The organism is Spirillospora sp. NPDC048819 (genome assembly GCF_040650055.1).
Taxonomy (GTDB): Bacteria; Actinomycetota; Actinomycetes; order Streptosporangiales; family Streptosporangiaceae; genus Spirillospora.
The window spans coordinates 63,603-86,574 of the sequence record NZ_JBEZGN010000005.1 but is presented as its reverse complement, the minus strand read 5'-3'; the positions used below and the strand labels follow the sequence as shown (position 1 = coordinate 86,574).

The window sequence follows — 22,972 nt, the reverse complement described above, 5'->3', positions numbered from 1 at the left end:
ATGGCGGGGTCCGTCAGATGCGGGTGAGGTCGGCGACGGCGCCGACGACCGCGTGGGTGTCGGCGAGGGTGGCCAGGACCCGTTCGGCGCCGGCGGCGCGGAGTTCGGCCTCGGTGGCGCTGCCGGTGGCGACGGCGATGATCGGGGAGCCGGCGATGTGCGCGGCCTGGACGTCGCGGGGGGAGTCGGCGATGTAGACGGTGGCGGATTCGGGGTAGCGCGTGCCGTGGCGTTCACCGGCGCGGGTGCGGGCGAGTTCCAGGAGGGCGGCCTTGCTGTAGACGCCGTTCTCGTAGCCGCCGGCGTCGAGGTCGAGGCGGCCGCCGAGACCCAACTCGGTCACCTTCAGGCAGGCGTTCGGCTGGAGGGAGCCGGTCAGCACGGACTGGACGACACCGGGGACGTGGGCGAGCGCCTCGACGGCCTCACGGGCGCCGGCCAGGACCCGGCCGTGGGCGCGCAGATCGTCGCGGCGGGTAGCGAACGCCTCGGTGAGCGCGTCGAAGAAGGCCGCCAGGTGGTCGTCGGTGGTGACGACGTCGTTGAACGCGAGGGTCTCGAAGATGATCTCCGACTCGGTGCGGCCGGGGGTGGGCGCCAGGCGGACGAGGGGTCGGCCGATGGTCCGCTGGAAGGCCTCGGCGTAGGCGTCCCGGGTGACCCGCCCGACGTCGACCAGCGTGTGATCGATGTTCCACAGCACCAGACGGTTCAGCGTCGACATCCCGTTCCCATGCGCGGTCGGTTGAACGTGGACGGGCGGCGCCCGGCACCGGCCCGCCCCGCCGAAGCGGCGGGGCGAGCTTATCGTCCGGCCTCCCGCCGCCGACCGCAACCACCCCGGTCCACGGGCCCGCGGGGCGCGGCGGGGCGGGTCAGGTGCCCATGTGGGGGTAGCGGTGGTCGGTCGGCGGGACGAACGACTCCTTGATCGAGCGGACGCTCGTCCAGCGGGTGAGGTTGAACACGGAGCCGGCCTTGTCGTTGGTGCCGGATCCGCGGGCGCCGCCGAACGGCTGCTGCCCGACGATCGAGCCGGTCGGCTTGTCGTTGACGTAGAAGTTGCCGGCGGCGAACCGGAGCGCGTCGGTGGCGGCGGCGATCGCGGCGCGGTCCTCCGCGATGATCGCGCCGGTCAGGCCGTACTCGGAAACGCTCTCCATCTGGTGGAGGACGGTGTCGTAGTCGCCGTCGGCGTAGACGTGCACGCCGAGGATCGGCCCGAAGTACTCCTTCGTGAAGATCTCGTCCGTGGGATCGGACGACTCCAGCACCGTCGGCCGGACGAAATAGCCGCGCGAGTCGTCCAGCTCGCCGCCGGTGAGGATCTTCATGCCGTCGATGCCGCGCGCCCGCTCGATCGCCGCGCGGTGCTTGGCGAACGCGCGTTCGTCGATGACGGCGCCCATGAAGAGCGACAGGTCCTCGGCGACGTTGCCCATCGTGAGGGACTCGGTCTCGGCGCAGAAATCGTCGCGGATCGCGTCCCAGACGGAGCGCGGGACGTAGGCGCGGGACGCGGCGGAGCACTTCTGCCCCTGGTATTCGAAGGCGCCGCGGACGAGGGCCGTCTTCAGTGCGGCCGGGTCGGCGGACGGGTGCGCGACGACGAAGTCCTTCCCGCCCGTCTCGCCGACGATCCGCGGGTAGCCCCGGTACCCGGAGATGTTCTCCCCGATCGCCCGCCAGAGGTTCTGGAAGGTGCCGGCCGACCCGGTGAAGTGCAGCCCCGCCAGGTCGGGGTGGCGCAGCGCCACGTTCGAGACGGCCTGCCCGTCCCCCGTGACGAGGTTGATCACTCCGGGCGGCAGCCCGGCGGCCTCCAGCAGCCGCATCGTGTGGTGCGCGGCCAGCTGCTGGGTCGGGGACGGCTTCCACACCACGACGTTGCCCATCAGCGCGGGCGAGGTCGGCAGGTTCCCGGCGATCGCGCTGAAGTTGAACGGGGTGATGGCGAGGACGAAGCCCTCCAGCGGACGGTACTCCAGCCGGTTCCACACGCCGGGGGGCGACAGCGGCTGGATCCCGTGGATCTGCTGCGCGTAGGCGACGTTGAACCGCAGGAAGTCGATCAGCTCGCAGGCGGCGTCGATCTCGGCCTGCTGAACGGACTTGGACTGCCCGAGGATCGTGGCCGCGTTCACGGTGGACCGCCACGGCCCGGCGAGCAGGTCGGCGGCGCGCAGAAAGATCGCGGCGCGGTCCTCGAACGCCATCGCCCGCCAGGCCGGCGCCGCCTCCCGCGCCGCCGAGATCGCCTCGGCGACGTCCGGATCGGTGGCGTTGCCCATCCGGCCGAGGACGTGTCCGTGGTTGTGGGGCTCGACGACGTCGATCGGCGTCCCGGCCCCCATCCGGTGCTCGCCCCCGATCGCCATGGTCAGCTCGGTCTGCTCGCCGCCGAGCTCCTTGATCTTGGCTTCCAGCGCGGCGCGTTCGGCGCTGCCCGGCGCGTGGCTCTTGACCGGTTCGTTCATCGGTACCGGCACGGTGGTGACGGCGTCCATCTGACGGCTCCCTGCGAATCCGACGGCGTTGTCCGACCTGCCGAGGGACCTACCCGCCCACACCCCGCGAAATACCGCCGCACACGATTTGCCCCCGACCAGGGGGCGTCCGTCAGGTGAGGAGGTGCGGGAGTTCCTGGGTGGCGTACCAGAGGAGTTCGTGGCCTTCGGCGCCGTCCACGGTGAAGAGGGCGTCGTCGTCGCCCGCGTCGGCGGCGGGGAGGGCGTCCGCGGCGGCGGCGATGTCGGCGGCGGCGCCCACGTCGTCCACGTGGCCGGAGGCCACCTTCTTCCACGGGACGGTGGCGGACACCTCGACCTGCGCGCGGTCGGCGCCGCCCACGTCCGTGCCGACCCATGTGACCAGGTCGTCGGGCACCTCGGCGGACAGCACGACGCGGCGGCGCGGGGCGGCGGGGTCGGCGGCGAGGAGCCGCAGCGAGGCGCGGGCGGCGGCGGACAGCGCCGCGTACTCCAGCTCTTCCAGGTCGCCGCCCGCGTACCACTCGCGCAGCGCGGGCGTGACCGCGTGCGCGGCGAGCGGCGCGGGACCGATCTCCCGGGCGGCGTGGACGCCGGCGAGAAGCGTGAGCGTGGACGGCAGGTAAACGCGCATGACGGTCAGCAAGTCTGCCAGACCGTCAGGGCAGCAGGTTCAGCTCGCGCAGTTCGGCGATCGTCGTGTCGGGCGCGGTGTGGTGGATGCCGCGGATGCCGAGCGCCTCCGCGGCGCGGATGTTGTGCTCGATGTCGTCGATGAAGACGCATTCGGCGGCGTCGAGGCCGAGCAGGTCCAGGGCGTGCCGGAAGATCCGCTCGTCGGGCTTGCGCATCCCGACCTCGCAGGAGATGACGACGGCGTCGAAGAGGTCGGCGAACAGGTCGTGGGGGTAGTCGTTGCCCCAGGAGTTGGACAGCAGCGCGGTGCGGGTGCCGGCGGCGCGGGCGGCGCGGAGCGCGTCGTACATCGGCTGGACGGGGTTGAACGCCCCGAACATGCGGGTGATCAGCCCGGGGGCCTCCACCGGGTCGCCGTCGACGGTGAGCAGCTCGGCGGCGAGGAGCCGCTCGAACTCCGCGACGGCCATCGAGCCGTCCTCCAGCCCGTGGATGGGGTTGGTGCCGGCGCCGTCGTAGGCCTGCTTCACCCAGGCGCGCATCACGTTCTTGTAGCGCGCGACGTCGATGCGGTCGGCGGCGAGCCAGACGTCGATCGCGTCGGCCAGCGGGGACGTCAGGACCCCGCCCCAGTCGGTGATCACAGCTTTGACGGTCACGGCCCCGATCGTAGGCGATCGCACCCCCAATCCCCGAATCCCGTTCTACCGACGGGCCGCCACCGCACATCCGTGACCACGCGATCGACGTCGACCGCATGATCACGAACCCCTACCCCGACGACCTCAGCCCCGCCCCCAACCCCGCGACGACCCGAACCGTCGCGATCGCGAATGGACTACAACCGCCTGAGTGCCTCCCTTACGCCGCCGTCGGTCTCCTCCAGCACCGTCGTCGCCCGCGCCGCCGGCACCTCGCCGAGCAGCGAGACCAGCGCGACGCGGGTGTTCCCCCCCGCTTCCGTCAACGCGTTCTCGCAGGTGCGGGCGTCCATGCCCGTCGCCTCGGTGAGGATGCGCACCAGCCGGGCGCGCAGCTTGGAGTTCAGCGCGTTCACGCTGACCATCAGGTTGGAGTAGGTGCGCCCCATCCTGATCATCAGCGTGGTGGAGAAGGAGTTGAGCACCAGCTTGGTCGCGGTGCCGGCCTTCATCCGGGTGGATCCGCTGATCACCTCCGGTCCGGTGGCCAGGCCGATGTGCACCTCCACCTCGTCCGCGTACGGGGTGTGCGGGTTGCAGCTGATCAGCGCCGTGCGGGCGCCCACCTCGGCGGCGGCGCGCAGCGCCCCCACCACGTAGGGGGTGCGGCCGCTCGCCGCGATGCCGACGGCGACGTCACCGGGCTGGACGTCGTGCGCGTCCCGGCGGCCGAGTTCGACGTCGTCCTCCACGTCGGAGATCGCCTGGGACAGCGCGCCGGGCCCGCCGGCGTGGTGGGCCACCACACGGCCCCAGATGCCGAACGTCGGGGGCAGCTCGGCGGCGTCGATCACCGCGAGCCGGCCGGACGTGCCGGCGCCGAAGTAGTGGACGCGTCCGCCCGCGCGCAGCGAGTCGACCGACATGTCGACCAGCCGGGCGACCTCGGGCAGGACGGAGGCCACGACCATCGGCACGGTCGCGTCCTCGGAGTTGATCAGGCGCAGTACCTCCAGTGTCGGCAGCGTGTCGACGTCGAGGGTCCGGGGGTTGCGTCCCTCCGTGGGGAGCTCGCAATCGATCACCGACGCCTCCGGTCGGGTCGCACGGTCCGCCCGCGGACCGCCTCGAACGTGGCTTCCAGGGCCTTGCGGGTCGGCCCGTAGGTGCGCTGCGCCACTCCGACGAAGACGCAGTCGACCACCGTGAGCTGTGCCAGCCGGCTTGCGGTGGCGCCGGAGCGGAAGGTCGTCTCCCGCGCCGCTGTCGTGAGGATCAGGTCCGCCACCTCCGCTATCGGTGATTTGGGGAAGTTGGTGAGCGCCACGGTCTTGGCTCCCCTGCTCTTGGCCACCTCCAGGGCGTCGATGGTCTCCACCGTCGCGCCCGTGTGCGAGATCCCGATCGCCACGTCGCCGTTGCCCAGGACGGCGGCGCTGGTGAGCATGATGTGCGCGTCCGCCCATGCCGAGCAGACGCGTCCGATCCGGTGGAGCTTCTGCTGGAAGTCGGCGGCGACGAACGCGCTGGCGCCGACGCCGTAGACGTCGACCCGTTCGGCGGCGACGACCGCGTCCACGACCTGTTCGAGCATCTTGATGTCGAGCTGGGCGGCGGTCTCCTCGACGGCCCGGGCATCGGCGAAGGTCACCTTCTCAACGATCTGTTCGAGCGAGTCGTCGGGGCTGATGTCGCTGCCGATGACCCGGCCGCCGCTGGCGCTCTGGGCCCGTCCCGCCTCGGTGGCGAGGGTCAGCCGCAGCTCCGGGTAGCCGTGGAATCCGATCGCCCGGCAGAACCTGATGACCGTGGTCTCCGAGGTGCCGCAGGCCTGGGCGAGTTCGGTGATGGTGGAGTTGGCGACCCCTTCGGGGTCGTCGATGACGCGTTGTGCGACGCGTCGTTCGGCGGGGGGCAGCGAGGGCAGCAGCGAGCGGACCCGGACCACGGTGCTCAGCGGAGTGGCGTCCCTCTCGCCCGGCGCCTCACCGCGTGACGCACCGGGCTCCCCCGTGATCCCCTGTTCGGGGCGCTGCTCAGGGCTCCGGTCGGAGCCGATGGGTTTCCTCATGGAGGAAATTTTCTTACGCGCAGGATGTCACGTCAACGGTAGAAAAGGCTACGGTCGCCATGTGTTGACCCATTTGGCCGGTCCTTACGTGGTCGGTATCGACGCGGGTGGCACGAAGACCCGCTGCGTCGTGCTGACGCTCGGGGGTGCCCTGGCCGGTTCCGGCACCGGCCCCGGGGCCAACCCCAACTCCGGAGGCGACACCGCAGGGGCGCTGACCACCGCCCTGCGGGAGGCGCTCGGGGACCTGGACCGCACCCACATCCTCACCGGCGTCTTCGGGATCGCCGGGGCGGGCTCGGCCGGCCGGCCCGCCGCCGTCACGGCGGCGCGGCAGGCATGGCAGGCCGCGGGACTGCGCGGCTCGCCCGCGGTGGTGACCGATATCGCGGTGGCGTTCGCCGCCGGAACCAGCGAGCCCAAGGGCATCGTGGTGTTCTCCGGCACGGGCGCCGGCGCGGCGGTCATCAGCGACGGGACGATCGTGCAGCGCGCGGACGGCTACGGCTGGCTCGTCGGGGACGAGGGTTCGGCGGTGTGGCTGGGCAAGGAGGCCGTGCGGGCGGCGCTCGCCGCCTACGACGGCCGCGGCTCCCCGACGCTGCTCACCGATTCGGTCCCCCGGGCCCTGCTCGGCGCCACCGTGGTCGCGGAGATCGACTCGGACAGGCGAAGACCCCGCCCCCCGAGGGCGCTGGCCATGGCCGGCGCCCCTTCGCCGTCACCGGGCTCCGCCGTCCTGTCGCAGGCGACCTCCCTCTCCTCGGGAGGGGGGTCCCCCGGCGGGGGAGGCGGCCGTGCCCCGAACGGCGCGGGCACGGTCATGCTGCTTCCCGGGGCCTCCTGTCCGGCGTCCGGAAACGGGCCCTATCCCCCGTCCGGCAACGGCCCCACGGGCCCGCACGGCCCTCCGGGCGCGCACGGGCCGCCGGGCCGCCCCGGGCCGCCGGGCCATCTGGGGCCGCCGGGACACCCGGTGGTCCCCGGCCCGGCGGGACATCCCGAGGTGCACGGGACCCCGCCCGACCCCCGGCTCGCCCAGGCGATCATCAAGGAGGTCTACGGGCGTCCGCCCTCGGCCCTGGGCCGGCTCGGCCCGGTGGTCGCCGCCGCCGCGGCCGCCGGCGACCCCGTGGCCCGCCGCATCACCGAAGAGGCCGCGCAGTGGCTGCTCCGCGACGTGGACGCGGTGCGCCCGGCCCTGTCCGACCCCTGTGCACCGGTCGTCATGCACGGCTCGGTGCTCCGCGAGGGACCCGTCGCCGACGCCGTCCGCACCGGGCTGCGCGACCGCTTCGCCACGGCGCCGCGCTGCGCGGGCGACGGGGCCGTCGGCGCGGCCGGGATGGCGCTGCGCCGCCTCGGCCACCCCCTGCCCGGCTGAGCCGCCCTCCCCCGGCCCACCGGCCCCGGCCCGACCGGCCCGACCCGGCCCGGCCGCCCCCGAAGAAGACGGCATCGAGGCCGTCAGGGTTCATCACGATGGACCCCACAAGATCGGCGATCCGCTTGCGATCCTGGGGTCCATCGTGATCAGGGTGTTACCACGGTGGAACCAGATCCGCCGGAGCGGTACCGGTGAGGCCGGGTCCGGTGGGAAAAGCGGCCACAGACGTGGCTCGTACCGATTCCTCCTGGTGGCCGCTGCGAGCGTGCCTGAAGGTCTGGAGATCGGTTCGACAGCGGGGCGGGGAACGCATAACGTCACGACGACCGATTGCGACCGAGGAACCGAGACCATGTCGGGGGGCCTGGTCAGGTGCGTGCTTCACCTCCACTCGCGTTCGCGGCGGCGGCGCTGGCCCTTGCGATGGCCGCGGGCTGCGGCGGCGGAGGCGAGAGCGGCAAGGGTGGGCGAACGTCGTCCGCCCCGTCCGGCGCGCCCGGTTCGGCGGGCACGCCGGCGCCGGCGCCGGACGCGTGGATCCCCGGCCGTGTCGCGAAGATGAGCGTGGCCGAGAAGGTCGGGCAACTGTTCGTCCCGACGTTCTCCAGCCGCGCCGACGCCGTCGAGAAGATCAAGAAGTACCACGTCGGCGGGCTCATCTACTTCCCCGGCAACATCAGCACCCCGGAGCGGACGGCCGCGCAGTCGAACGCGCTGCAGAAGGCGTCCGGCATCCCGCTGCTGCTCGGCGTCGACGAGGAGCAGGGCATCGTCTCGCGGACCGCGTTCGCCACCCGGTTCCCCGGCAACATGGCGCTCGGCGCGACCGGCGACCCCGCGCAGGCCCGCGCCGCCGCCCAGGTCACCGGGGCGGAGCTGCGCGCGATCGGCATCAATCTGGACTACGCGCCGGACGCCGACGTGAACGTGAACCCGCGCAACCCGGTGATCGGGCTGCGCTCGTTCGGCGCCGACCCGGCGCTGGTGTCGAAGATGACGGCCGGGGCCGTCGGCGGTTTCCAGGCCGCCGGGATCGCGGCCACCGCCAAGCACTTCCCCGGGCACGGCGACACCGCCACCGACAGCCACACCGGCCTGCCCGTGATCAAGCATTCCCGCAAGGAGTGGGAGCGGCTGGACGCGCCGCCGTTCAAGGCGGCGATCGCTGCGGGCGTCGACATGATCATGACGGCGCACATCGTCGTCCCGAAGCTCGACCGGTCGGGCGACCCCGCCACGCTGTCGAAGACCGTCCTGACCGGGCTGCTGCGCGGCACGCTCGGGTACCAGGGCGTGATCACGACGGACTCGCTGGAGATGGCGGGGGTGCGCGAGAAGTACGGCGACGCGCAGGTGCCGGTCCGGGCGATCAACGCGGGCGCCGACCAGCTGCTGATGCCGCCGAGCCTGCCGCGCGCCCACGCGGCGGTGGTGCGTGCCGTCCGGTCCGGGAAGATCACGCGGAAGCGGCTGGACGAGTCGGTGACGCGGATCCTGCGGCTCAAGCAGCGGCGCGGCCTGTTCCAGGAGAAGCCCGCCGACCCGGCCGAGGCCGGCTCGGTGATCGGCTCGTCCGCGCACAAGGCCACCGCCCGGCAGGTCGCCGAACGGGCGGTCACCCTCGTCCGCAACGATGACGGCCTGCTCCCCCTCAAGGGCAGGAAGGTCGCGGTCACCGGCCCGGAGAGCGACGCGCTCCGCGCTGCACTGCGCAAGCACGGCGTCACGACGGCGGCCCCGGGTTCGGCGGACGTCACCGTCCTGACCACGAAGAACGCCGGGCAGGCCACCGCCGCCCGGGTCCGGGCGCTCGGGTCGGGGCCGGTCGTCGTCGCGGCACTCGGCCTCCCCTACGACCTCGGCGCCGCCGGGGGCGCGGAGGCGACGCTCGCCACGTACTCGTCCAGCACCGTCTCGGTCAACGCGCTCGCCAAGGTGCTGAGCGGCGCGGCGAACCCGACGGGCAGGCTCCCGGTCCCGGCGGCCGGCGAACCCGTCGGCCACGGCCTCGGCTACAGGTAGCGGCACCCGCCGTCCATGGGCGTGAAGACCATGGACGTAAGGGCTCTCCACCTGGGATGATCAGCGCGCCTTCACCCCCCAGGAGGTCCCCGTGCGCGCCCGTCCGTCCTTCGCGGCCCCGTTTCTGCTTGCGGTGCTCCTGCTTCCGGTGCTCGGCGCCTGCGGAGGCGAGGACGAGATCACGATGCCGCCGCTCACTCCCGAGCCCGGCGACTCCCGGTTCGCCTCCGATGTCGGAGCGGCGTCGCCGAAGGAGAGCCTTCCCGCGCGGCTGACGCTGTACAAGTACCTGCGCTCGATCGCGCTGGGGAGCACCGCTGCGTGCAAGTACACGTCGGCGGAGTTCGACCTCGCCCGGTTCGGCGACGGTGGATGCGAGGCGGGCTTCCGCCAGGCCCGCGCGGGTCTCCGTCCCGAGGACGTCACCGCGCTGCGCGGCGTCACGGTGCCGGCCGCCGAGGAGGAGCCGGACGGCGCCTACACCGTCCGGCACGAGGACCTGAAGTGGCGGGGCGCGCCGGCCCGGCTCCAGCCGAAACCGGGCAGCCCGCCCCTCGCCTTCTTCCTGGACACCTACACCATCCGCCAGTACGACGGGCGCTGGGTTCTCGACGCCTGACGCTCCCTCCGCACCGACACCCCGGCCCGCCGCTCCGTCAGACCCCGAGGCCGGCGAGGGCGGGGAGGTGGGCGCGGGCGGCCTCGCGCGCCTGCCCGGCGGTGCGGGCGGTGCGCGCCGCGGCGGCGGCCTGCCGGCACTCGTCCAGCGTGTGCCGGGCGAGCGCGGCCCGCACCAGCGGGAGGGACGGGGCGCTCATCGACAGCGACGTCACGCCGAGCCCGACCAGCACGCACGCGAGCGCCGGGTCGCCGGCCGCCTCCCCGCAGACACCGCAGGGGACGCCCGCCCCGGCCGCCGGGGCGACCAGGTCGAGGACGGCGGGCTGCCACGGGTCCTGGAGGTGCGCGAGGCCGCCGACCTGCCGGTCCGCCGCGCACGCGTACTGCGTGAGGTCGTTGGTGCCGATGCTGAAGAACTCCACCTCCGGCGCGAGGTCGTGGGCGCGGAGCGCGGCGGCGGGCACCTCGATCATGACGCCGGGGTGCTCGATGCCGGCCTCGCGGCAGGCGGCGGTGAAGTAGGCGGCCTCGGCGGCGTCGGTCACCATCGGGGCCATGACCTGGAGCTTGACGGTCAGGCCCGCGGCGGCGCGGGCCAGCGCGGCGAGCTGGGCGGCCAGGACGGCGGGGTGCCGGCGCATCATCCGCAGCCCGCGCTCGCCGAGCGCCGGGTTCGGCTCCTCGCCGGGGGCGGGCAGGAACGCGAGGGGCTTGTCGGCGCCCGCGTCGAGCGTCCGGACGACCACGCGGCCGGCCGGGAACGCCTCCAGGACCTTCCGGTACGCCTCCTCCTGCTCCTCGTCGGACGGCGGCGCCGCCCGGTCGAGGAACAGGAACTCGGTGCGGTACAGCCCGACGCCCTCCGCGCCGTTCGCCAGCGCCGCCTCGACGTCCTTCGGGCCGCCGATGTTGGCCAGCAGCGGCACCTCGTGGCCGTCCTTGGTGACGCCCGGCCCGGTGGACTCCTCCAGTGCGGACGCGCGGGCCGCCGCCGCGGCGCGGGCCGCGGTGACCTCCTCGTCGGACGGGTCGGGACGCACCGTCCCCGCGGCGCCGTCGACCAGCACGCGGGTCCCGTCGGCGAGCGACGTCGCGCCGCGCAGCGCCACGACCGCGGGGACGCCCATCGTCCGGGCCAGGATCGCGGTGTGGCTGGTGGGGCCGCCCTCCTCCGTCACGAACGCGACGACCTGCGCCGGGTCGAGGACGGCGGTGTCGGCGGGGGCGAGGTCGCGGGCGACCAGGACGAACGGCTCGTCCGACTCCGGGACGCCGGGCACCGGCAGGCCGAGCAGCCGGGCGATCGCACGGTCGCGGATGTCGTCCAGGTCGCTGACCCGGGCCGCCATGTACTCGCCCGCCCCGGCGAGCATCTCCCGGTAGAAGCCGAACGCCTCGAACACGGCGCGGGCCGCCGCCGCGCCCTCGTCGATCTTGGTTCGGACACCGTCGGCGAGGCCGGGGTCGCGGGCCATCAGCGCCTGCGCGTTCAGCACGTCCCGCCCGGCGGTGTTGCCGGCCTCGGCGGCGCGGCCGCCGCGCTCCTCCAGGTCGGCGGCGACGGCCTCCAGCGCGGCGAGGGCCGTGTCGCGTTCGGCGGCGGCGTCACCGCCGTGCCGGGAACCGGCGGGCGGTTCCGGGACGGCCCCGGCGATGCTCCGCACCGGCCCGGCGCCGACGCCGGGGCTGACGCCCGCGCCCTGCAATACGTCCGGCACCTCTCAGGCCCCCTCGGGCTCCGGCTCGGACAGCAGCTTCTCAAGGCTGTCGAGCAGCTCGTCGGCGCCCGCGCCCTCCGCGGACAGCGTGACCTCCTCACCGTGCCGCGCGTCAAGCCCCAGCACGGCGAGGATGCTCTTGGCGTTCACCGGGTCACCGCCGTGCTTGGCCACGGTGACGTCCATCGGCGCCTGCGCCGCGGTCTGCACGAACAGCGCGGCCGGCCGCGCATGCAGCCCCACCCTCGACTCGATCTTGACGTTGCGCACGCTCACTGCACACTCCTCATCGCTCATAACGGTCACCACCCATAACGGCCAACGCCCATGACGGCGTTTCAGCTCTTCACGGCGTTCTCAGTCCGCGCACCCGCAGCGCTGGGCCCGGCACGACGTCCACTTCCTTGAAATCGGGCACCACGTGGTCGGCCTCGGCCAGTGCCCCGGCCGGCTGCGTGGTGATGACGCCCACGCAGGTCATCCCGGCGGACTTGACCGCCGCGACGCCCGCCGGCGCGTCCTCGAACCCGATCGTCTCCTCCGGCGGGACGTCCAGGTCGCGTGCCGCGGCCAGATACCCCTCCGGGTGCGGCTTGCCCGTGACGACGTCACCGGCGGTCACCACGATGTCCAGCAGGCCGCGGATGCCCAGCTCGTCCAGCAGGCCCTCGGCGTACAGGCGCTGCCCCGAGGTCACCACCGCCAGCGGCACGCCGGCGTCCGCCAGCGACCGGACGAGGCCGACCGCACCGGGGACGGGCGCGACCGGCGGCATCCCCGGCATCGCCCCGTAGGACAGCACCTGCTCGAACAGTTCCTCGACCGTCCGGCCGGGGAACAGATGCGCCAGGTCGGCGAGTACCTCGAGCCCGCGGCGCCCCGCGAACGAGGCGATCAGCGCCTCGTCGTGCGGGACGCCGTGCGCCTCGAACAGCCGCGACCACATCGCGCGGTTGCGCGGCTCGGTGTCGATGAGGGTGCCGTCGAGGTCGAACACCGCCGCACCCAGGCCGATCACCGCCATGCGGCCGGTTCCCCGGTTCCAGCCGTCAGATCCATTCCGTCAGCTCCATGTGAACAGTTCGGCGCCTTTGGTCACCTCGCCCGACTCCACCACGTCCGACAGTGCGTCGGCGCCCGCGTCCAGCGCCACGACGGCGCAGATCGGCGAGCGTCCGCCCGCCTCGATGACGGCGGGGTTCCAGCCGACGACCGGCTGCCCGGCGGTGACCTCGTCACCCTCGGAGACGAGGAGCTCGAAGCCCTCGCCCTTCAGCTTGACGGTGTCGATGCCGAGATGGACGAGCACGCCGTGGCCCTCTTCGTCCACCACGACGTAGGCGTGCGGATGCAGCTTGACGATCTTCCCGGTGACGGGCGCGATGGCGTGACCGGGTGCGCGTTCGGGGTCGACGGCGGTGCCCGGGCCGACCATGGCCTGGGCGAACACCGGGTCGGGGACGCCGGCCAGGCCGACGACCCGGCCGGTCACCGGTGACATTACTCGGGTCATGGGAGGGCCCTCTTGTTCGGTCGAGGAACGTGTCAGTCGAGGATGTCCTCGATGTCGGTGGCGATGGTGTCGGCCTCGGGGCCCACGACGACCTGCACGACGGTGCCGCTCCGCATGACGCCGATCGCACCCGCCTTCTTCAGCGCCGCCTCGTCGACCTTGCCGGCGTCGGAGACCTCGGTGCGCAGCCGGGTGGCGCACGGCTCGATCTCGACGATGTTGTCAGCGCCGCCCAGGGCGGCGACGATGGCCTCGGCCTTGTCCATGTTCTTCTCCTAGTCGGGGTGGGCCCGGCGGGCCGGGACGGGGACGGAGCTCAAGTGAACACTCTGTGTTCAGTCTGTCTGGGTGACCTTGTTCAGGCCACGGGGGACGTCGGGATCGATGCCGAGACGGCGGGCCAGGTTCTCCACCAGGATCTGCCCGGGGACGATGAGCCCCAGCGGCGCGACCCATTCCGGGAGCGCGGGGCCGGGCAGCGCGGCCGAGCACGCCTCCGCCAACTCCGGGCCTCCGCCGACGCCGAAGGCGCGGGCGCCCGCCCCCTCGACCCGCCGCGCCAGCGCGACGGTGCCGGCCAGCGTCGGGCCGGAGTCGGCCGCCACCAGCAGCGCGGGCGTCTGCGCGTCGACGACGGCGATGGGGCCGTGCAGCAGGTCGGCGTACGACAGGCCCATGGCGTGCAGGTAGCACGCCTCCTTGATCTTCAGCGCCAGCTCCAGCGCGGTGCCGAACGCGATGCCGCGCCCGGACACGACCGTGCCCGGGACCTTCGCCAGCTCGTCGACGATCTCCGGCAGCGCGGGCGACGCCTCGGTCAGCATGATCACGCGGGCCACCTCGTCCGGGATGCGGCGCAGGTCGTCCACGGCCACGTCCGCGCCGAGCCCGATGCCGAGCACCGACAGCGCGGCGAGCTGGGTGGTGTAGGTCTTGGTCGCCGGGACGGCGACCTCGTCGCCCGCCTGGGTGATCAGCGCGACCTCGGCGGACTCGGCCAGCGGCGACCCGTCGCCGTTGGTGACCGCCACGGTGCGGGCGCCGCAGTCCTTGGCCCAGTCGAGCGTCTCGACGATCTCCTCGGTCTTGCCGGACTGGCTGATCGCCACGGCCAGCACGCCGTCCAGATCCAGCCTGCGCCGGTAGGTCGTCGCGATCGACGGAGCGGCGAGCGTCGCCAGCCGTCCGGCGCGCGACTCGATGAGGTAGCGCCCGTACACCGCCGCGTTGTCGGACGATCCGCGGGCGATGAACAGCACCTGCCGCGTCTGCCGGGCCAGTGCCTCCAGGTCGGGCACGCGCGGCAGCAGCGCACCGACCGTCCGGGCCAGCGCGTCGGGCTGCTCACCGATCTCGGCGCGCATCTGACTGGTCATGATCCCCCTCCGAAGACTTTCTGCCCGCCCACCCAGGTGGTACGCGCCCGGTGGTCCGGGCCCAGCCAGACCAGGTCGGCGGCGGCGCCGGGCGCGATCCGGCCGAGGTCGCGGCGGCCGATCAGGTCGGCCGGGACGCGGGTCGCGGCGTCCACCGCCGCGGCGGTGCCGATGCCGAGGCCGATCGCGTTGCCGACCGCGTCGTCCAGCCGGAGGCCGGACCCGGCGATCGTGCCGTCGGCGCGCAGCGGCGGGCCCTGCTCGGGCATGGTGATGGGCTCGCCGCCGAGGTCGTAGGTGCCGGGCGGCATCCCGGCGGACGCGGCCGCGTCGGTGACGAGCACGACCCGCCCCGGCGCGGCCCGGAACACCAGCGCGGCCGCCTCGGACGCGACATGGTGCAGGTCGAGGATGAGGCCGGGGCTCAGCCGGTCGTCGATCAGGGCCTGGACGGCGACTCCCGGGTCGCGGTGGTGGACGCCGGACTGCGCGTTGAAGATGTGGGTGACCTTGCGGGCGCCGGCGTCGGCCGCGGCGGCGACCTGGGCGGCGGTGGCGTCGCTGTGCCCGACGCTGACCAGGACGCCCGCCGCGGTCAGCGTGCGGATGGCCTCCAGCGCGCCGTTGCGTTCGGGCGCGAGGGTGAGCAACTTGACGAGCCCGGTCTCCAGGAGCGTCGCGATGGCCTCGGGCGCCGGGTCGGTCAGGTAGGCGGGGTTGTGCGCGCCTTTGCGCTTCTCCGACAGGAACGGGCCTTCGAGGTGGACGCCGAGTACGCGCGTCCCGTCCGGCAGGTTCGGCAGGAGGTCGCGGGCGCGGCGCAGGGCTTCGGCCTGCGTCTCGACCGGGGCGGTGATGAAGGTCGGCATGAACGCGGTCACGCCGGTCTCGGGGAGGCGGGAGACGACGGTGTGCCAGCCGGCCTCGTCCGCGTCGACCATGTCGTAGCCGAAGTACCCGTTCACCTGGAGGTCGACCAGGCCGGGCGCGAGGAGCCCGTCGGGGAGCTCGACATCGGGCGTGCCGGGCGGAGGGCCCTCACCGGCCTCGGCGATCACACCGTCGTGCACGCGGACGAAGCCCGGGGAGAGCACCCGGGCGGGACCGTCCGCGGGGGTGATGACCATGTCGGGGGCCGTGATCAGTTGTGATGCCATGGCTGCGCACTCTCCGCGACACGACGTTCGCTGGTCGTTCCGGCCGGTTCAACTGGTCTAGTCCGGACTAGACCAGTACGTACCATACTCCACGAATCGGAGGGTGCCGCAAGACGTCGGACGGAACCCGTTCGGTCCCCCTCCGCCGGGGAGGGGGCCTCCGCTCTGACGGTCGGCAACGGTGTCTCACCACCGGCCCGCAAAGCGGACAGGGCATCCGAATATCCGGTCTGACCTGGGAGTTCCTTCGATCATGCGGTCGTCATGGCGTGATCCGGTCGTTACGAATTCGTGCATTGACATGACTTTCGATCCTGTGGTCTAGTCCGGCCTAGACCAGTATGAATCTCCGAAGACCGTCCGAAACTCCAACCACCTCATACCCGTCGAAACCCGGCGAATCCCATCGATCCGGCTACCGGCCGTCGAGGACCCTCGTGACGACCATCGATCCGAACAGCCCCGTACCGAAGTACTTCCAGCTCCGCGCCATCCTTCTCGACCTCATCGAGAGCGCGGAACTGCCCGTCGACGCCCCGATCCCGTCGGAGCGCGAGCTGTGCGCCCGGTACGAGCTGTCCCGCATGACCGTCCGCCAGGGGGTCGACCAGCTCGTCTCCGAAGGCCGGCTCTACCGCGTCCCCGGCAAGGGCACGTTCGTGGCCCGACCCAAGATCGAGATGCCATTGCGGCTCGTCTCGTTCACCGAGGACATGCTGGCCCGCGGCCTGCGTCCCGGCGCCATCGACCTGGACCGCCGGACGGTCCCGGCCGACGCGCGCCTCGCCCGGATCTTCGAGGTCGAAACCGGCACCGAGATCCACGTCATCGAACGCCTGCGCACCGCCGACGGTGAGCCCATGGCCGTGGAGCGCTCCCACCTCCTGGCCTCGCTCGCCCCCGACCTGCTCGACCGCCGCCTGGCCGACCGCTCGCTGTACGGCGTCCTCGAAGCGGTGTACGGGCTGGTCTTCGACGCGGGCGACCAGACCATCGACGCCAGCCTGGCCGACGCCACCGACGCCAGGCAGCTGCAAATCCCCAAGGGCAGCGCCGTTCTGCTCCTGCAACGCCGCTCGTACACCGGAGGTGTGTGCGCCGAGCTGGGCGTGTCGACCTACAGGGCAGACAGGTACCAGATCCACACGGCCCTCGGAAACCCCCCGCCGCACTCCTGAAAACCCCCTGAGGAGGAATCTCGCGATGACTTCGACGACAGTGGACTCCGCTCCACGGCGAGGATCGAGCACCCTCGCCGTGCTGCAGCGCATCGGCCGCAGCCTCATGCTGCCGATCGCGGTGCTTCCGGCCGCCGCACTCCTGCTCCGCTTCGGCCAGGCCGACATGCTCGGCGCCGACGGCCTCGGCTGGGATCGCGTCGCCGAGATCGTCGGCGAGGCCGGCAACGCGCTGTTCGCCGCACTGCCCCTGCTCTTCGCCGTCGGCGTGGCGATCGGTTTCGCCAAGAAGTCCGACGGCTCCACCGCGCTGGCCGCGGTGGTCGGTTACCTGGTCTTCGACCGCGTGTCCAAGATCATGTTCTCGCACACCGAAGAGCTTCAGGGCAACGTCATGATCACCAAGGTGACCGACGGCACCGAAGCCAAGGTCATCGACTGGGGCGCCCAGAACCCGACGCAGGTGCTCGGCGGCATCCTCATGGGCCTCATCGCCGCGCTGCTGTACCAGCGCTTCTACCGGATCAAGCTGCCGACCTGGCTGGCGTTCTTCGGCGGCCGCCGGTTCGTCCCCATCATCACCGCCGCCGCGGGCCTCGCCCTCGGCATCGTGATCGGCTTCGTCTGGCCGGTGCTCGGCAGCTGGCTCACCGACTTCGGTGAGTGGATCACCGGGGCGGGCGCGGCCGGCGCCGGAATCTACGGCGTGATCAACCGGCTCCTGCTGCCGTTCGGCCTCCACCACATCCCGAACTCGCTCATCTGGTTCGTGTTCGGCACCTACGAGGGCCCCGACGGCACCGTCACCGGCGAGATCAACCGCTACCTGGCCGGCGACCCCGACGCGGGCGGCTTCCTCGCCGGGTTCTTCCCCGTGCTGATGTTCGGCCTGCCCGGCGCGGCCCTCGCCATCTGGCGCGCCGCCCCCGCGCACCGCCGTCCCGCGGTCGGCGGCATCATGGTCTCCGCCGGGCTCACCGCGTTCATCACCGGCGTCACCGAGCCGATCGAATTCGCGTTCATGTTCGTCGCGCCGCTCCTGTACGGCGTGCACGTCGTCCTCACCGGCATCTCGATGGCGATCCTGGAGGCCGCCGGGGCCCAACTCGGGTTCGGCTTCTCCGCCGGCCTCATCGACCTGCTGCTGAACGCCCGCAAGGACAACACCGAGGGGCTGTGGCTCATCCTCGGCATGGGCGTCCTGTACTTCTTCCTCTACTACTTCATCTTCAAGTTCCTGATCGAGAAGTTCAACTTCGCGACACCCGGCCGGGAACCCGAAGGCGAGGAGTCGACGGCCGTCGACCCCGCCGCCGACCCGGAGATGGCCGGCGCCGCCGCGAAGAGCAGCGGGAAGAAGGAACGCAAGGGGCCCAGCGACGACCCGGAGGAAGCCCCCTCCGGCGGCTGATCCGCTCCGCGGGGCGCCGCGGCCCCTCATCCCCGCGGCGCCCCCTCCCGGGCCGGTCAGCCCACCGGCCCGGCTCCCACGGGTCCCGGACTCCCCGCACTGTCCGGGACCCGGCTCCCAGGCGGCGGGACGCCCCACGCGTCCCGCCGCCTTCACATCTGCCGCTCCGGGCTCGTCCGCCGGCCCGACCCGTCCGCCGGTCCACCTCGCCTGCCGGTCCACCTCGTCTGCGCGCCGTTGTGGGGCAGGCCGGATGTGGTCAGCGTGTATTTATCGCGCGTCTCGCGACTCCTGTCTTCAAACGAGCCAGGAGGTTTCGCATGCGTCAACGTCCAGCCACGCCCTCTGCCGTCCGGATCATCCGGTACCGCGCCGCGCCTCCGTCCGGCGAGACGCGCGGAGCGCTGGCGCTACGTCCCTCGGCACCGCCCCCCGCGCGGCCGCCGAGGCTGCGTCTCGTGCGCCCGGCGGACGGGATGGACGCCGAACTGCAGGCCGTGGCGGAGGCGGCCGTACGGCTCGTCGTGGAGATCCTGGCGGGGACGCGTCCGGCGACCCAGCTGTCCCTGATCGCCGTCCCGGCGGTGTGCCGGGACATGACCCGGCATCAGGGCGCGGACAGGCGCGGCGGGCGGATCGTCCCGCCGAGGGTGCTGTCCACCCGGTTGCAGCGCCCCGCCCCGGCCGTCGCGGAGACGACGGCGGTCGTGGTCGTCTCCGGACGCGCCCACGCGCTGGCGCTCCGCCTGGAGCACACCCGCGGCCGATGGCGCTGCACCGCCCTCGAAACCACCGCCACAGGCTGACACCACCCGGGCGGCGGGGCAAAGCGAAAGCGGCCTCCCGGGATCCGGGAGGCCGCTCTCAGGGCCCTGCTCGTTACTTGTTCTTGTTGCGCGGGTCGCCGTGGCAGCGCTTGAACTTCTTGCCCGAGCCGCACGGGCACGGGTCGTTGCGGTTCACGCCCGCGTACTCGTCCTTCGTCTCCTCGCTGTGGTGCTCGACGCCGCCCTCACCGTCGACGGTCGGGGCCGAGTACTCCAGCTTCTTCGGACGCGACGGCTTCTCCAGACCCTTCGCCTTGATCGCCGGGACGTCCTCCGCCTCCTCCACGTCGTCCTCGGCGGCGGCCGAGTCCTCAGCGCCGGCGGCGGGCGCGGACTTGGCGACGGAGACGGGCTTGGCGCCCACCGCCGGGGCCTCCGGCTGGTCCTCCACCTCGACCTCGAGGTTGAACAGGTAGCCGACCGACTCCTCCTTGATGCCGTCGAGCATCGCGTTGAACATGTCGTAGCCCTCACGCTGGTACTCCACCAGCGGGTCGCGCTGCGCCATGGCCCGGAGGCCGATGCCCTCCTGGAGGTAGTCCATCTCGTAGAGGTGCTCGCGCCACTTGCGGTCCAGGACCGACAGGACGACGCGGCGCTCCAGCTCCCGCATGACCTCGGGGCCGAGCTCCTCCTCGCGCTTGTCGTAGGCCGCCTCGGCGTCGTTGCGGATCTTCTCGGCCAGCGTCTCGGCGTCCAGGCCGGACAGGTCGCCGTCATCGCCCTCGACCAGGTCGTCGACCGTGATCGAGATCGGGTAGAGCTGCTTGAACGCCTTCCACAGCTTGTCGAGGTCCCACTCCTCGGCGAAGGCCTCGCCGGTGGCGCCCGCGACATAGCCCGCGACGACCTCGTCGATCATGCGGCGGACCTGCTCGTGCAGGTCCGCGCCCTCCAGCACCTTGCGGCGCTCGGCGTAGATGACCTTGCGCTGCCGGTTCAGGACCTCGTCGTACTTCAAGACGTTCTTGCGCATCTCGAAGTTCTGCTGCTCGACCTGGCTCTGCGCCGACTTGATCGCATTGGTGACGATCTTCGATTCGATCGGCACGTCGTCGGGGATGTTCAGCCGGGTCATGATCGACTCGACGCGCGCCGAGTTGAACAGCCGCATCAGGTCGTCCTCCAGCGAGAGGTAGAACCGGGACTCGCCCGGGTCGCCCTGCCGGCCGGACCGTCCGCGCAGCTGGTTGTCGATGCGCCGCGACTCGTGCCGCTCGGTGGCGAGGACGTACAGGCCGCCGACGTCGACGACCTCCTCGTGCTCGCCCTTCACGGCCTCCTGGGCCTTCTCCAGCGCCTCGGGCCACGCCGCCTCGTACTCGTCGGGCGTCTCCAGCGGGGACAGCCCGCGCTGGTGCAGCTCCAGGTCGGCGCGGAAGTCGGGGTTGCCGCCGAGCATGATGTCGGTGCCGCGTCCCGCCATGTTCGTCGCGACGGTCACGCCGCCCTTGCGGCCCGCCTCCGCGACGATCGCCGACTCCTGCTCGTGGTGCTTGGCGTTCAGCACCTGGTGCGGGATGCCGCGGCGCTTGAGCATCTTGCTCAGCTTCTCGGACTTCTCCACCGAGGTCGTGCCGACCAGGACCGGCTGGCCCTTCTCGTGCCGCTCGGCGATGTCGTCGACGACGGCCTCGAACTTGGCCTGCTCGGTCTTGTAGACCACATCCGCGACATCGTCGCGGATCATCGGCTTGTTCGTCGGGATCGGCACGACGCCGATCTTGTAGGTCTTGTTGAACTCCGCCGCCTCGGTCTCGGCGGTACCTGTCATGCCGGCCAGCTTGCCGTAGAGGCGGAAGTAGTTCTGCAGGGTGATCGTGGCGAGAGTCTGGTTCTCGTCCTTGATCGCCACGCCTTCCTTGGCCTCGATGGCCTGGTGCATGCCCTCGTTGTAGCGGCGGCCGTGCAGGATGCGCCCGGTGAACTCGTCAACGATCAGGACCTCGCCGTTCATGACGACGTAGTCCTTGTCGCGCTTGTACAGCTCCTTGGCCTTCAGCGCGTTGTTGAGGAAGCTCACGAGCGGCGTGTTCACCGAGTCGTAGAGGTTGTCGATGCCGAGCCAGTCCTCGACCTTCTCGACGCCCGACTCGGTGATGCCGACCGTGCGCTTCTTCTCGTTCACCTCGTAGTCGCCCGGGCCGTACTCGTCGATCTGCCCGGCGGTGCTGACCAGCTCGGCGCGCTTCAACCGGGGCGCGATCTTGGCGAACTCCGAGTACCACTTGGAGTTCTGCTCGGCCGGCCCGGAAATGATCAGTGGGGTCCGGGCCTCGTCGATCAGGATCGAGTCGACCTCGTCCACGATCGCGAAGTTGTGACCGCGCTGCACGCACTCTTCAAGGCTCCACGCCATGTTGTCGCGCAGGTAGTCGAACCCGAACTCGTTGTTCGTCCCGTAGGTGATGTCGCAGTTGTAGGCGGCGCGGCGCTCGTCCGGCGTCATCTGCGGGAGGACGACACCGACGTCGAGACCGAGGAACTGGTGGACGCGGCCCATCCACTCGGCGTCGCGCTTCGCCAGGTAGTCGTTCACCGTAACGATATGGACACCGTCGCCGGACAGGGCGTTGAGGTAGGCCGGAAGCACCGCGGTCAGGGTCTTGCCCTCACCGGTCTTCATCTCGGCGATGTTGCCCAGATGCAGGGCGGCACCCCCCATCACCTGGACGTCGAAGTGCCGCTGCCCCAGAACGCGTTTGGCGGCTTCGCGGGCGGTCGCGAACGCCTCGGGCAGCAGTTCGTCCAGGGACTCACCGTCGGCGAGACGCTCCCGGTACTTGTCGGTCAGCTCGCGCAACTCGGCGTCGCTCATCTCGAGGAAGTCCTCCTCGATCGAGTTGACCTGATCCGCGAGCTTCTTGAGCTTGCGCAGGGTTTTTCCCTCGCCCGCACGAAGGATCTTGTCGATGACTGGCGGCACTCTCGAAGGCTCCTTGCAGATCGTGGTTCACCGCTCAAGGCGGCACGCACACCACACGTACGATGCCCATCGTAGGCGAGACCCAGAATGGTCTAGGTCACTCCACAGCGCAATCCACAGCGCGTCCCGTTTGAGTTTCCGGGTCGCGGAGAGGATCTCTTCACGCCACGGAGGGAGACGCAATGTCCGAAGAGTCGCACGGATCGCACGCCGGCCGGCCGGGCTCATGGGTCGCGGTCGCCATCATCTTCGCCGGCTTCGTCGTGGGCGGCGTCGCGCTCTGCCTGGGCCCGATGTGGATCATGTTCTGGGTCGGCGCCGGAATCATCGTCGCCGGTCTGCTGGTCAGCTGGCTCGTCCACCTGTTCTCGGACGTCGTCGTGGACGCGCCCCGGGTCATCCCCGAGATCGTCGACTACTCCCTGTTCGGCTCACGCTCCGCGAAGCGCCGCGGCGGCCGCGCGGGCGAGGTGCTCGACAGCCCCGTCGCCACGGACCCCCAGCAGAGCCCGCACGGCTGACCCGCACAGGCCACACGCTCTCCAGGCTGCAACACCCCGAAAATCACGCTGAATTCCCCCCGCCCCAGTCCCGCTCATGCCCCCGCCCCAACCCCCGGCCCGGCCAGAGGCCTGACATCTGGCTTGGGCGAGCCTGCTGGCTTGGGCGAGCCTGCTGGCTTGGGCGAGCCTGCTGGCTTGGGCGGGTCCGCTGGCTTGGGCGGGTCCGCTGGCTTGGGCGAGCCTGCTGGCTTGGGCGAGCCTGCTGGCTTGGGCGAGCCTGCTGGCTTGGGCGAGCCTGCTGGCTTGGGCGAGCCTGCTGGCTTGGGCGGGTCCGCTGGCTTGGGCGAGCCTGCTGGCTTGGGCGGGTCCGCTGGCTTGGGCAGGTCCGCTGGCTTGGGCGGGTCCGCTGGCTTGGGCGGGTCCGCTGGCTTGGGCGGGTCCGCTGGCTTGGGCGGGTCCGCTGGCTTGGGCGGGTCCGCTGGCTTGGGCGGGTCCG

General features: G+C 72.0%; 21 protein-coding genes. 7 read left to right on the top strand and 14 right to left on the bottom strand.

Translation table 11 applies throughout. The annotated features are described in order from the left end of the window. Positions 1-13 precede the first annotated feature (13 nt). The 6 genes from AB0C35_RS09810 to AB0C35_RS09785 all read right to left on the bottom strand — a co-directional run bounded on the left by AB0C35_RS09810 (position 14) and on the right by AB0C35_RS09785 (position 5,837). Positions 14-724 (bottom strand): haloacid dehalogenase-like hydrolase, encoded by a 711-nt coding sequence (locus AB0C35_RS09810; protein WP_358452577.1) that lies wholly within the window; start codon positions 722-724, stop codon positions 14-16. A 151-nt stretch (positions 725-875) separates the two neighbouring features. Then, entirely contained in the window at positions 876-2,507 is a 1,632-nt protein-coding gene (pruA, locus tag AB0C35_RS09805; protein ID WP_358452575.1) for an L-glutamate gamma-semialdehyde dehydrogenase, read from the bottom strand. Between the two features lie 112 nt (positions 2,508-2,619). After that, positions 2,620-3,123 carry a hypothetical protein gene (locus AB0C35_RS09800; protein WP_358452573.1) on the bottom strand — a complete coding sequence of 168 codons (504 nt, stop codon included), beginning with the start codon at positions 3,121-3,123 and terminating at the stop codon, positions 2,620-2,622. 25 nt (positions 3,124-3,148) lie between these two features. Then, a complete protein-coding gene (locus tag AB0C35_RS09795) occupies positions 3,149-3,784 on the bottom strand; it encodes an HAD family phosphatase (protein WP_358452571.1) in 636 nt (211 codons plus the stop codon). A 179-nt stretch (positions 3,785-3,963) separates the two neighbouring features. Further along, positions 3,964-4,851: an N-acetylmuramic acid 6-phosphate etherase gene (locus tag AB0C35_RS09790; protein ID WP_358452569.1), complete on the bottom strand. Its 888-nt coding sequence runs from the start codon at positions 4,849-4,851 to the stop codon at positions 3,964-3,966. After that, positions 4,848-5,837 carry a MurR/RpiR family transcriptional regulator gene (locus AB0C35_RS09785; RefSeq protein WP_358452567.1) on the bottom strand — a complete coding sequence of 330 codons (990 nt, stop codon included), beginning with the start codon at positions 5,835-5,837 and terminating at the stop codon, positions 4,848-4,850. Before AB0C35_RS09785 ends, AB0C35_RS09790 begins: the two co-directional genes overlap by 4 nt. A 61-nt stretch (positions 5,838-5,898) precedes the next feature. Between AB0C35_RS09785 and AB0C35_RS09780 the strand changes: the two genes are divergently transcribed. The 3 genes from AB0C35_RS09780 (at position 5,899) to AB0C35_RS09770 (ending at position 9,865) form a co-directional block, all read left to right on the top strand. Continuing rightward, a complete protein-coding gene (locus AB0C35_RS09780) occupies positions 5,899-7,221 on the top strand; it encodes a BadF/BadG/BcrA/BcrD ATPase family protein (protein ID WP_358452565.1) in 1,323 nt (440 codons plus the stop codon). Positions 7,222-7,596: 375 nt separating this feature from the next. Continuing rightward, the gene (locus tag AB0C35_RS09775) at positions 7,597-9,246 is read left to right on the top strand and encodes a glycoside hydrolase family 3 N-terminal domain-containing protein (RefSeq protein ID WP_358452564.1); all 1,650 of its coding nucleotides are present in this window, start codon (positions 7,597-7,599) and stop codon (positions 9,244-9,246) included. Between the two features lie 91 nt (positions 9,247-9,337). Beyond that, complete coding sequence (locus tag AB0C35_RS09770) at positions 9,338-9,865, top strand: hypothetical protein (RefSeq protein WP_358452562.1); 528 nt, start codon at positions 9,338-9,340, stop codon at positions 9,863-9,865. Between the two features lie 37 nt (positions 9,866-9,902). Here AB0C35_RS09770 and ptsP read toward each other — a convergent pair whose 3' ends face one another. From ptsP to nagA, 7 genes are all read right to left on the bottom strand, one after another. Further along, entirely contained in the window at positions 9,903-11,585 is a 1,683-nt protein-coding gene (gene ptsP, locus AB0C35_RS09765) for a phosphoenolpyruvate--protein phosphotransferase (protein WP_358452560.1), read from the bottom strand. Positions 11,586-11,588: 3 nt separating this feature from the next. Next, a complete protein-coding gene (locus AB0C35_RS09760; protein ID WP_358452558.1) occupies positions 11,589-11,861 on the bottom strand; it encodes an HPr family phosphocarrier protein in 273 nt (90 codons plus the stop codon). A gap of 70 nt (positions 11,862-11,931) precedes the next feature. Continuing rightward, positions 11,932-12,609 (bottom strand): HAD family phosphatase, encoded by a 678-nt coding sequence (locus AB0C35_RS09755; RefSeq protein ID WP_358452557.1) that lies wholly within the window; start codon positions 12,607-12,609, stop codon positions 11,932-11,934. A 39-nt stretch (positions 12,610-12,648) separates the two neighbouring features. Further along, positions 12,649-13,098, bottom strand: coding sequence for a PTS glucose transporter subunit IIA (locus AB0C35_RS09750; RefSeq protein WP_358452555.1), 450 nt, complete (start codon positions 13,096-13,098; stop codon positions 12,649-12,651). Between the two features lie 32 nt (positions 13,099-13,130). Next, entirely contained in the window at positions 13,131-13,364 is a 234-nt protein-coding gene (locus tag AB0C35_RS09745; RefSeq protein ID WP_358452553.1) for a PTS glucose/sucrose transporter subunit IIB, read from the bottom strand. A 69-nt stretch (positions 13,365-13,433) separates the two neighbouring features. Further along, positions 13,434-14,474 carry an SIS domain-containing protein gene (locus AB0C35_RS09740; RefSeq protein WP_358452551.1) on the bottom strand — a complete coding sequence of 347 codons (1,041 nt, stop codon included), beginning with the start codon at positions 14,472-14,474 and terminating at the stop codon, positions 13,434-13,436. Next, a complete protein-coding gene (gene nagA, locus AB0C35_RS09735; RefSeq protein WP_358452549.1) occupies positions 14,471-15,631 on the bottom strand; it encodes an N-acetylglucosamine-6-phosphate deacetylase in 1,161 nt (386 codons plus the stop codon). The genes AB0C35_RS09740 and nagA overlap by 4 nt, the downstream gene beginning before the upstream one ends. Positions 15,632-16,068: 437 nt before the next feature. On the opposite strand from nagA, the gene AB0C35_RS09730 reads away from it, so the two are divergent. The 3 genes from AB0C35_RS09730 to AB0C35_RS09720 all read left to right on the top strand — a co-directional run bounded on the left by AB0C35_RS09730 (position 16,069) and on the right by AB0C35_RS09720 (position 19,026). Further along, entirely contained in the window at positions 16,069-16,809 is a 741-nt protein-coding gene (locus tag AB0C35_RS09730; RefSeq protein ID WP_358452547.1) for a GntR family transcriptional regulator, read from the top strand. A 25-nt stretch (positions 16,810-16,834) separates the two neighbouring features. Further along, positions 16,835-18,220 (top strand): PTS transporter subunit EIIC, encoded by a 1,386-nt coding sequence (locus AB0C35_RS09725; protein WP_358452545.1) that lies wholly within the window; start codon positions 16,835-16,837, stop codon positions 18,218-18,220. A gap of 320 nt (positions 18,221-18,540) precedes the next feature. Continuing rightward, positions 18,541-19,026 (top strand): Rv3235 family protein, encoded by a 486-nt coding sequence (locus AB0C35_RS09720; protein WP_358452543.1) that lies wholly within the window; start codon positions 18,541-18,543, stop codon positions 19,024-19,026. Positions 19,027-19,099: 73 nt separating this feature from the next. Here the strand turns inward: AB0C35_RS09720 and secA are convergent, their stop codons facing one another. Continuing rightward, positions 19,100-21,973: a preprotein translocase subunit SecA gene (gene secA, locus AB0C35_RS09715; protein WP_358452541.1), complete on the bottom strand. Its 2,874-nt coding sequence runs from the start codon at positions 21,971-21,973 to the stop codon at positions 19,100-19,102. Between the two features lie 182 nt (positions 21,974-22,155). Between secA and AB0C35_RS09710 the strand changes: the two genes are divergently transcribed. Then, positions 22,156-22,494 (top strand): HGxxPAAW family protein, encoded by a 339-nt coding sequence (locus tag AB0C35_RS09710; RefSeq protein WP_358452540.1) that lies wholly within the window; start codon positions 22,156-22,158, stop codon positions 22,492-22,494. Positions 22,495-22,972 lie beyond the last annotated feature (478 nt).

Coding starts and splice junctions, on each gene's coding strand:
- AB0C35_RS09810 (WP_358452577.1), bottom strand. CDS start 724: ATGTCGACGCTGAACCGTCTGGTGCTGTGGAACATCGATCACACGCTG.
- pruA (WP_358452575.1), bottom strand. CDS start 2,507: ATGGACGCCGTCACCACCGTGCCGGTACCGATGAACGAACCGGTCAAG.
- AB0C35_RS09800 (WP_358452573.1), bottom strand. CDS start 3,123: ATGCGCGTTTACCTGCCGTCCACGCTCACGCTTCTCGCCGGCGTCCAC.
- AB0C35_RS09785 (WP_358452567.1), bottom strand. CDS start 5,837: ATGAGGAAACCCATCGGCTCCGACCGGAGCCCTGAGCAGCGCCCCGAA.
- AB0C35_RS09755 (WP_358452557.1), bottom strand. CDS start 12,609: ATGGCGGTGATCGGCCTGGGTGCGGCGGTGTTCGACCTCGACGGCACC.
- AB0C35_RS09750 (WP_358452555.1), bottom strand. CDS start 13,098: ATGACCCGAGTAATGTCACCGGTGACCGGCCGGGTCGTCGGCCTGGCC.
- AB0C35_RS09745 (WP_358452553.1), bottom strand. CDS start 13,364: ATGGACAAGGCCGAGGCCATCGTCGCCGCCCTGGGCGGCGCTGACAAC.
- AB0C35_RS09740 (WP_358452551.1), bottom strand. CDS start 14,474: ATGACCAGTCAGATGCGCGCCGAGATCGGTGAGCAGCCCGACGCGCTG.
- nagA (WP_358452549.1), bottom strand. CDS start 15,631: ATGGCATCACAACTGATCACGGCCCCCGACATGGTCATCACCCCCGCG.
- AB0C35_RS09725 (WP_358452545.1), top strand. CDS start 16,835: ATGACTTCGACGACAGTGGACTCCGCTCCACGGCGAGGATCGAGCACC.
- AB0C35_RS09720 (WP_358452543.1), top strand. CDS start 18,541: ATGCGTCAACGTCCAGCCACGCCCTCTGCCGTCCGGATCATCCGGTAC.
- AB0C35_RS09710 (WP_358452540.1), top strand. CDS start 22,156: ATGTCCGAAGAGTCGCACGGATCGCACGCCGGCCGGCCGGGCTCATGG.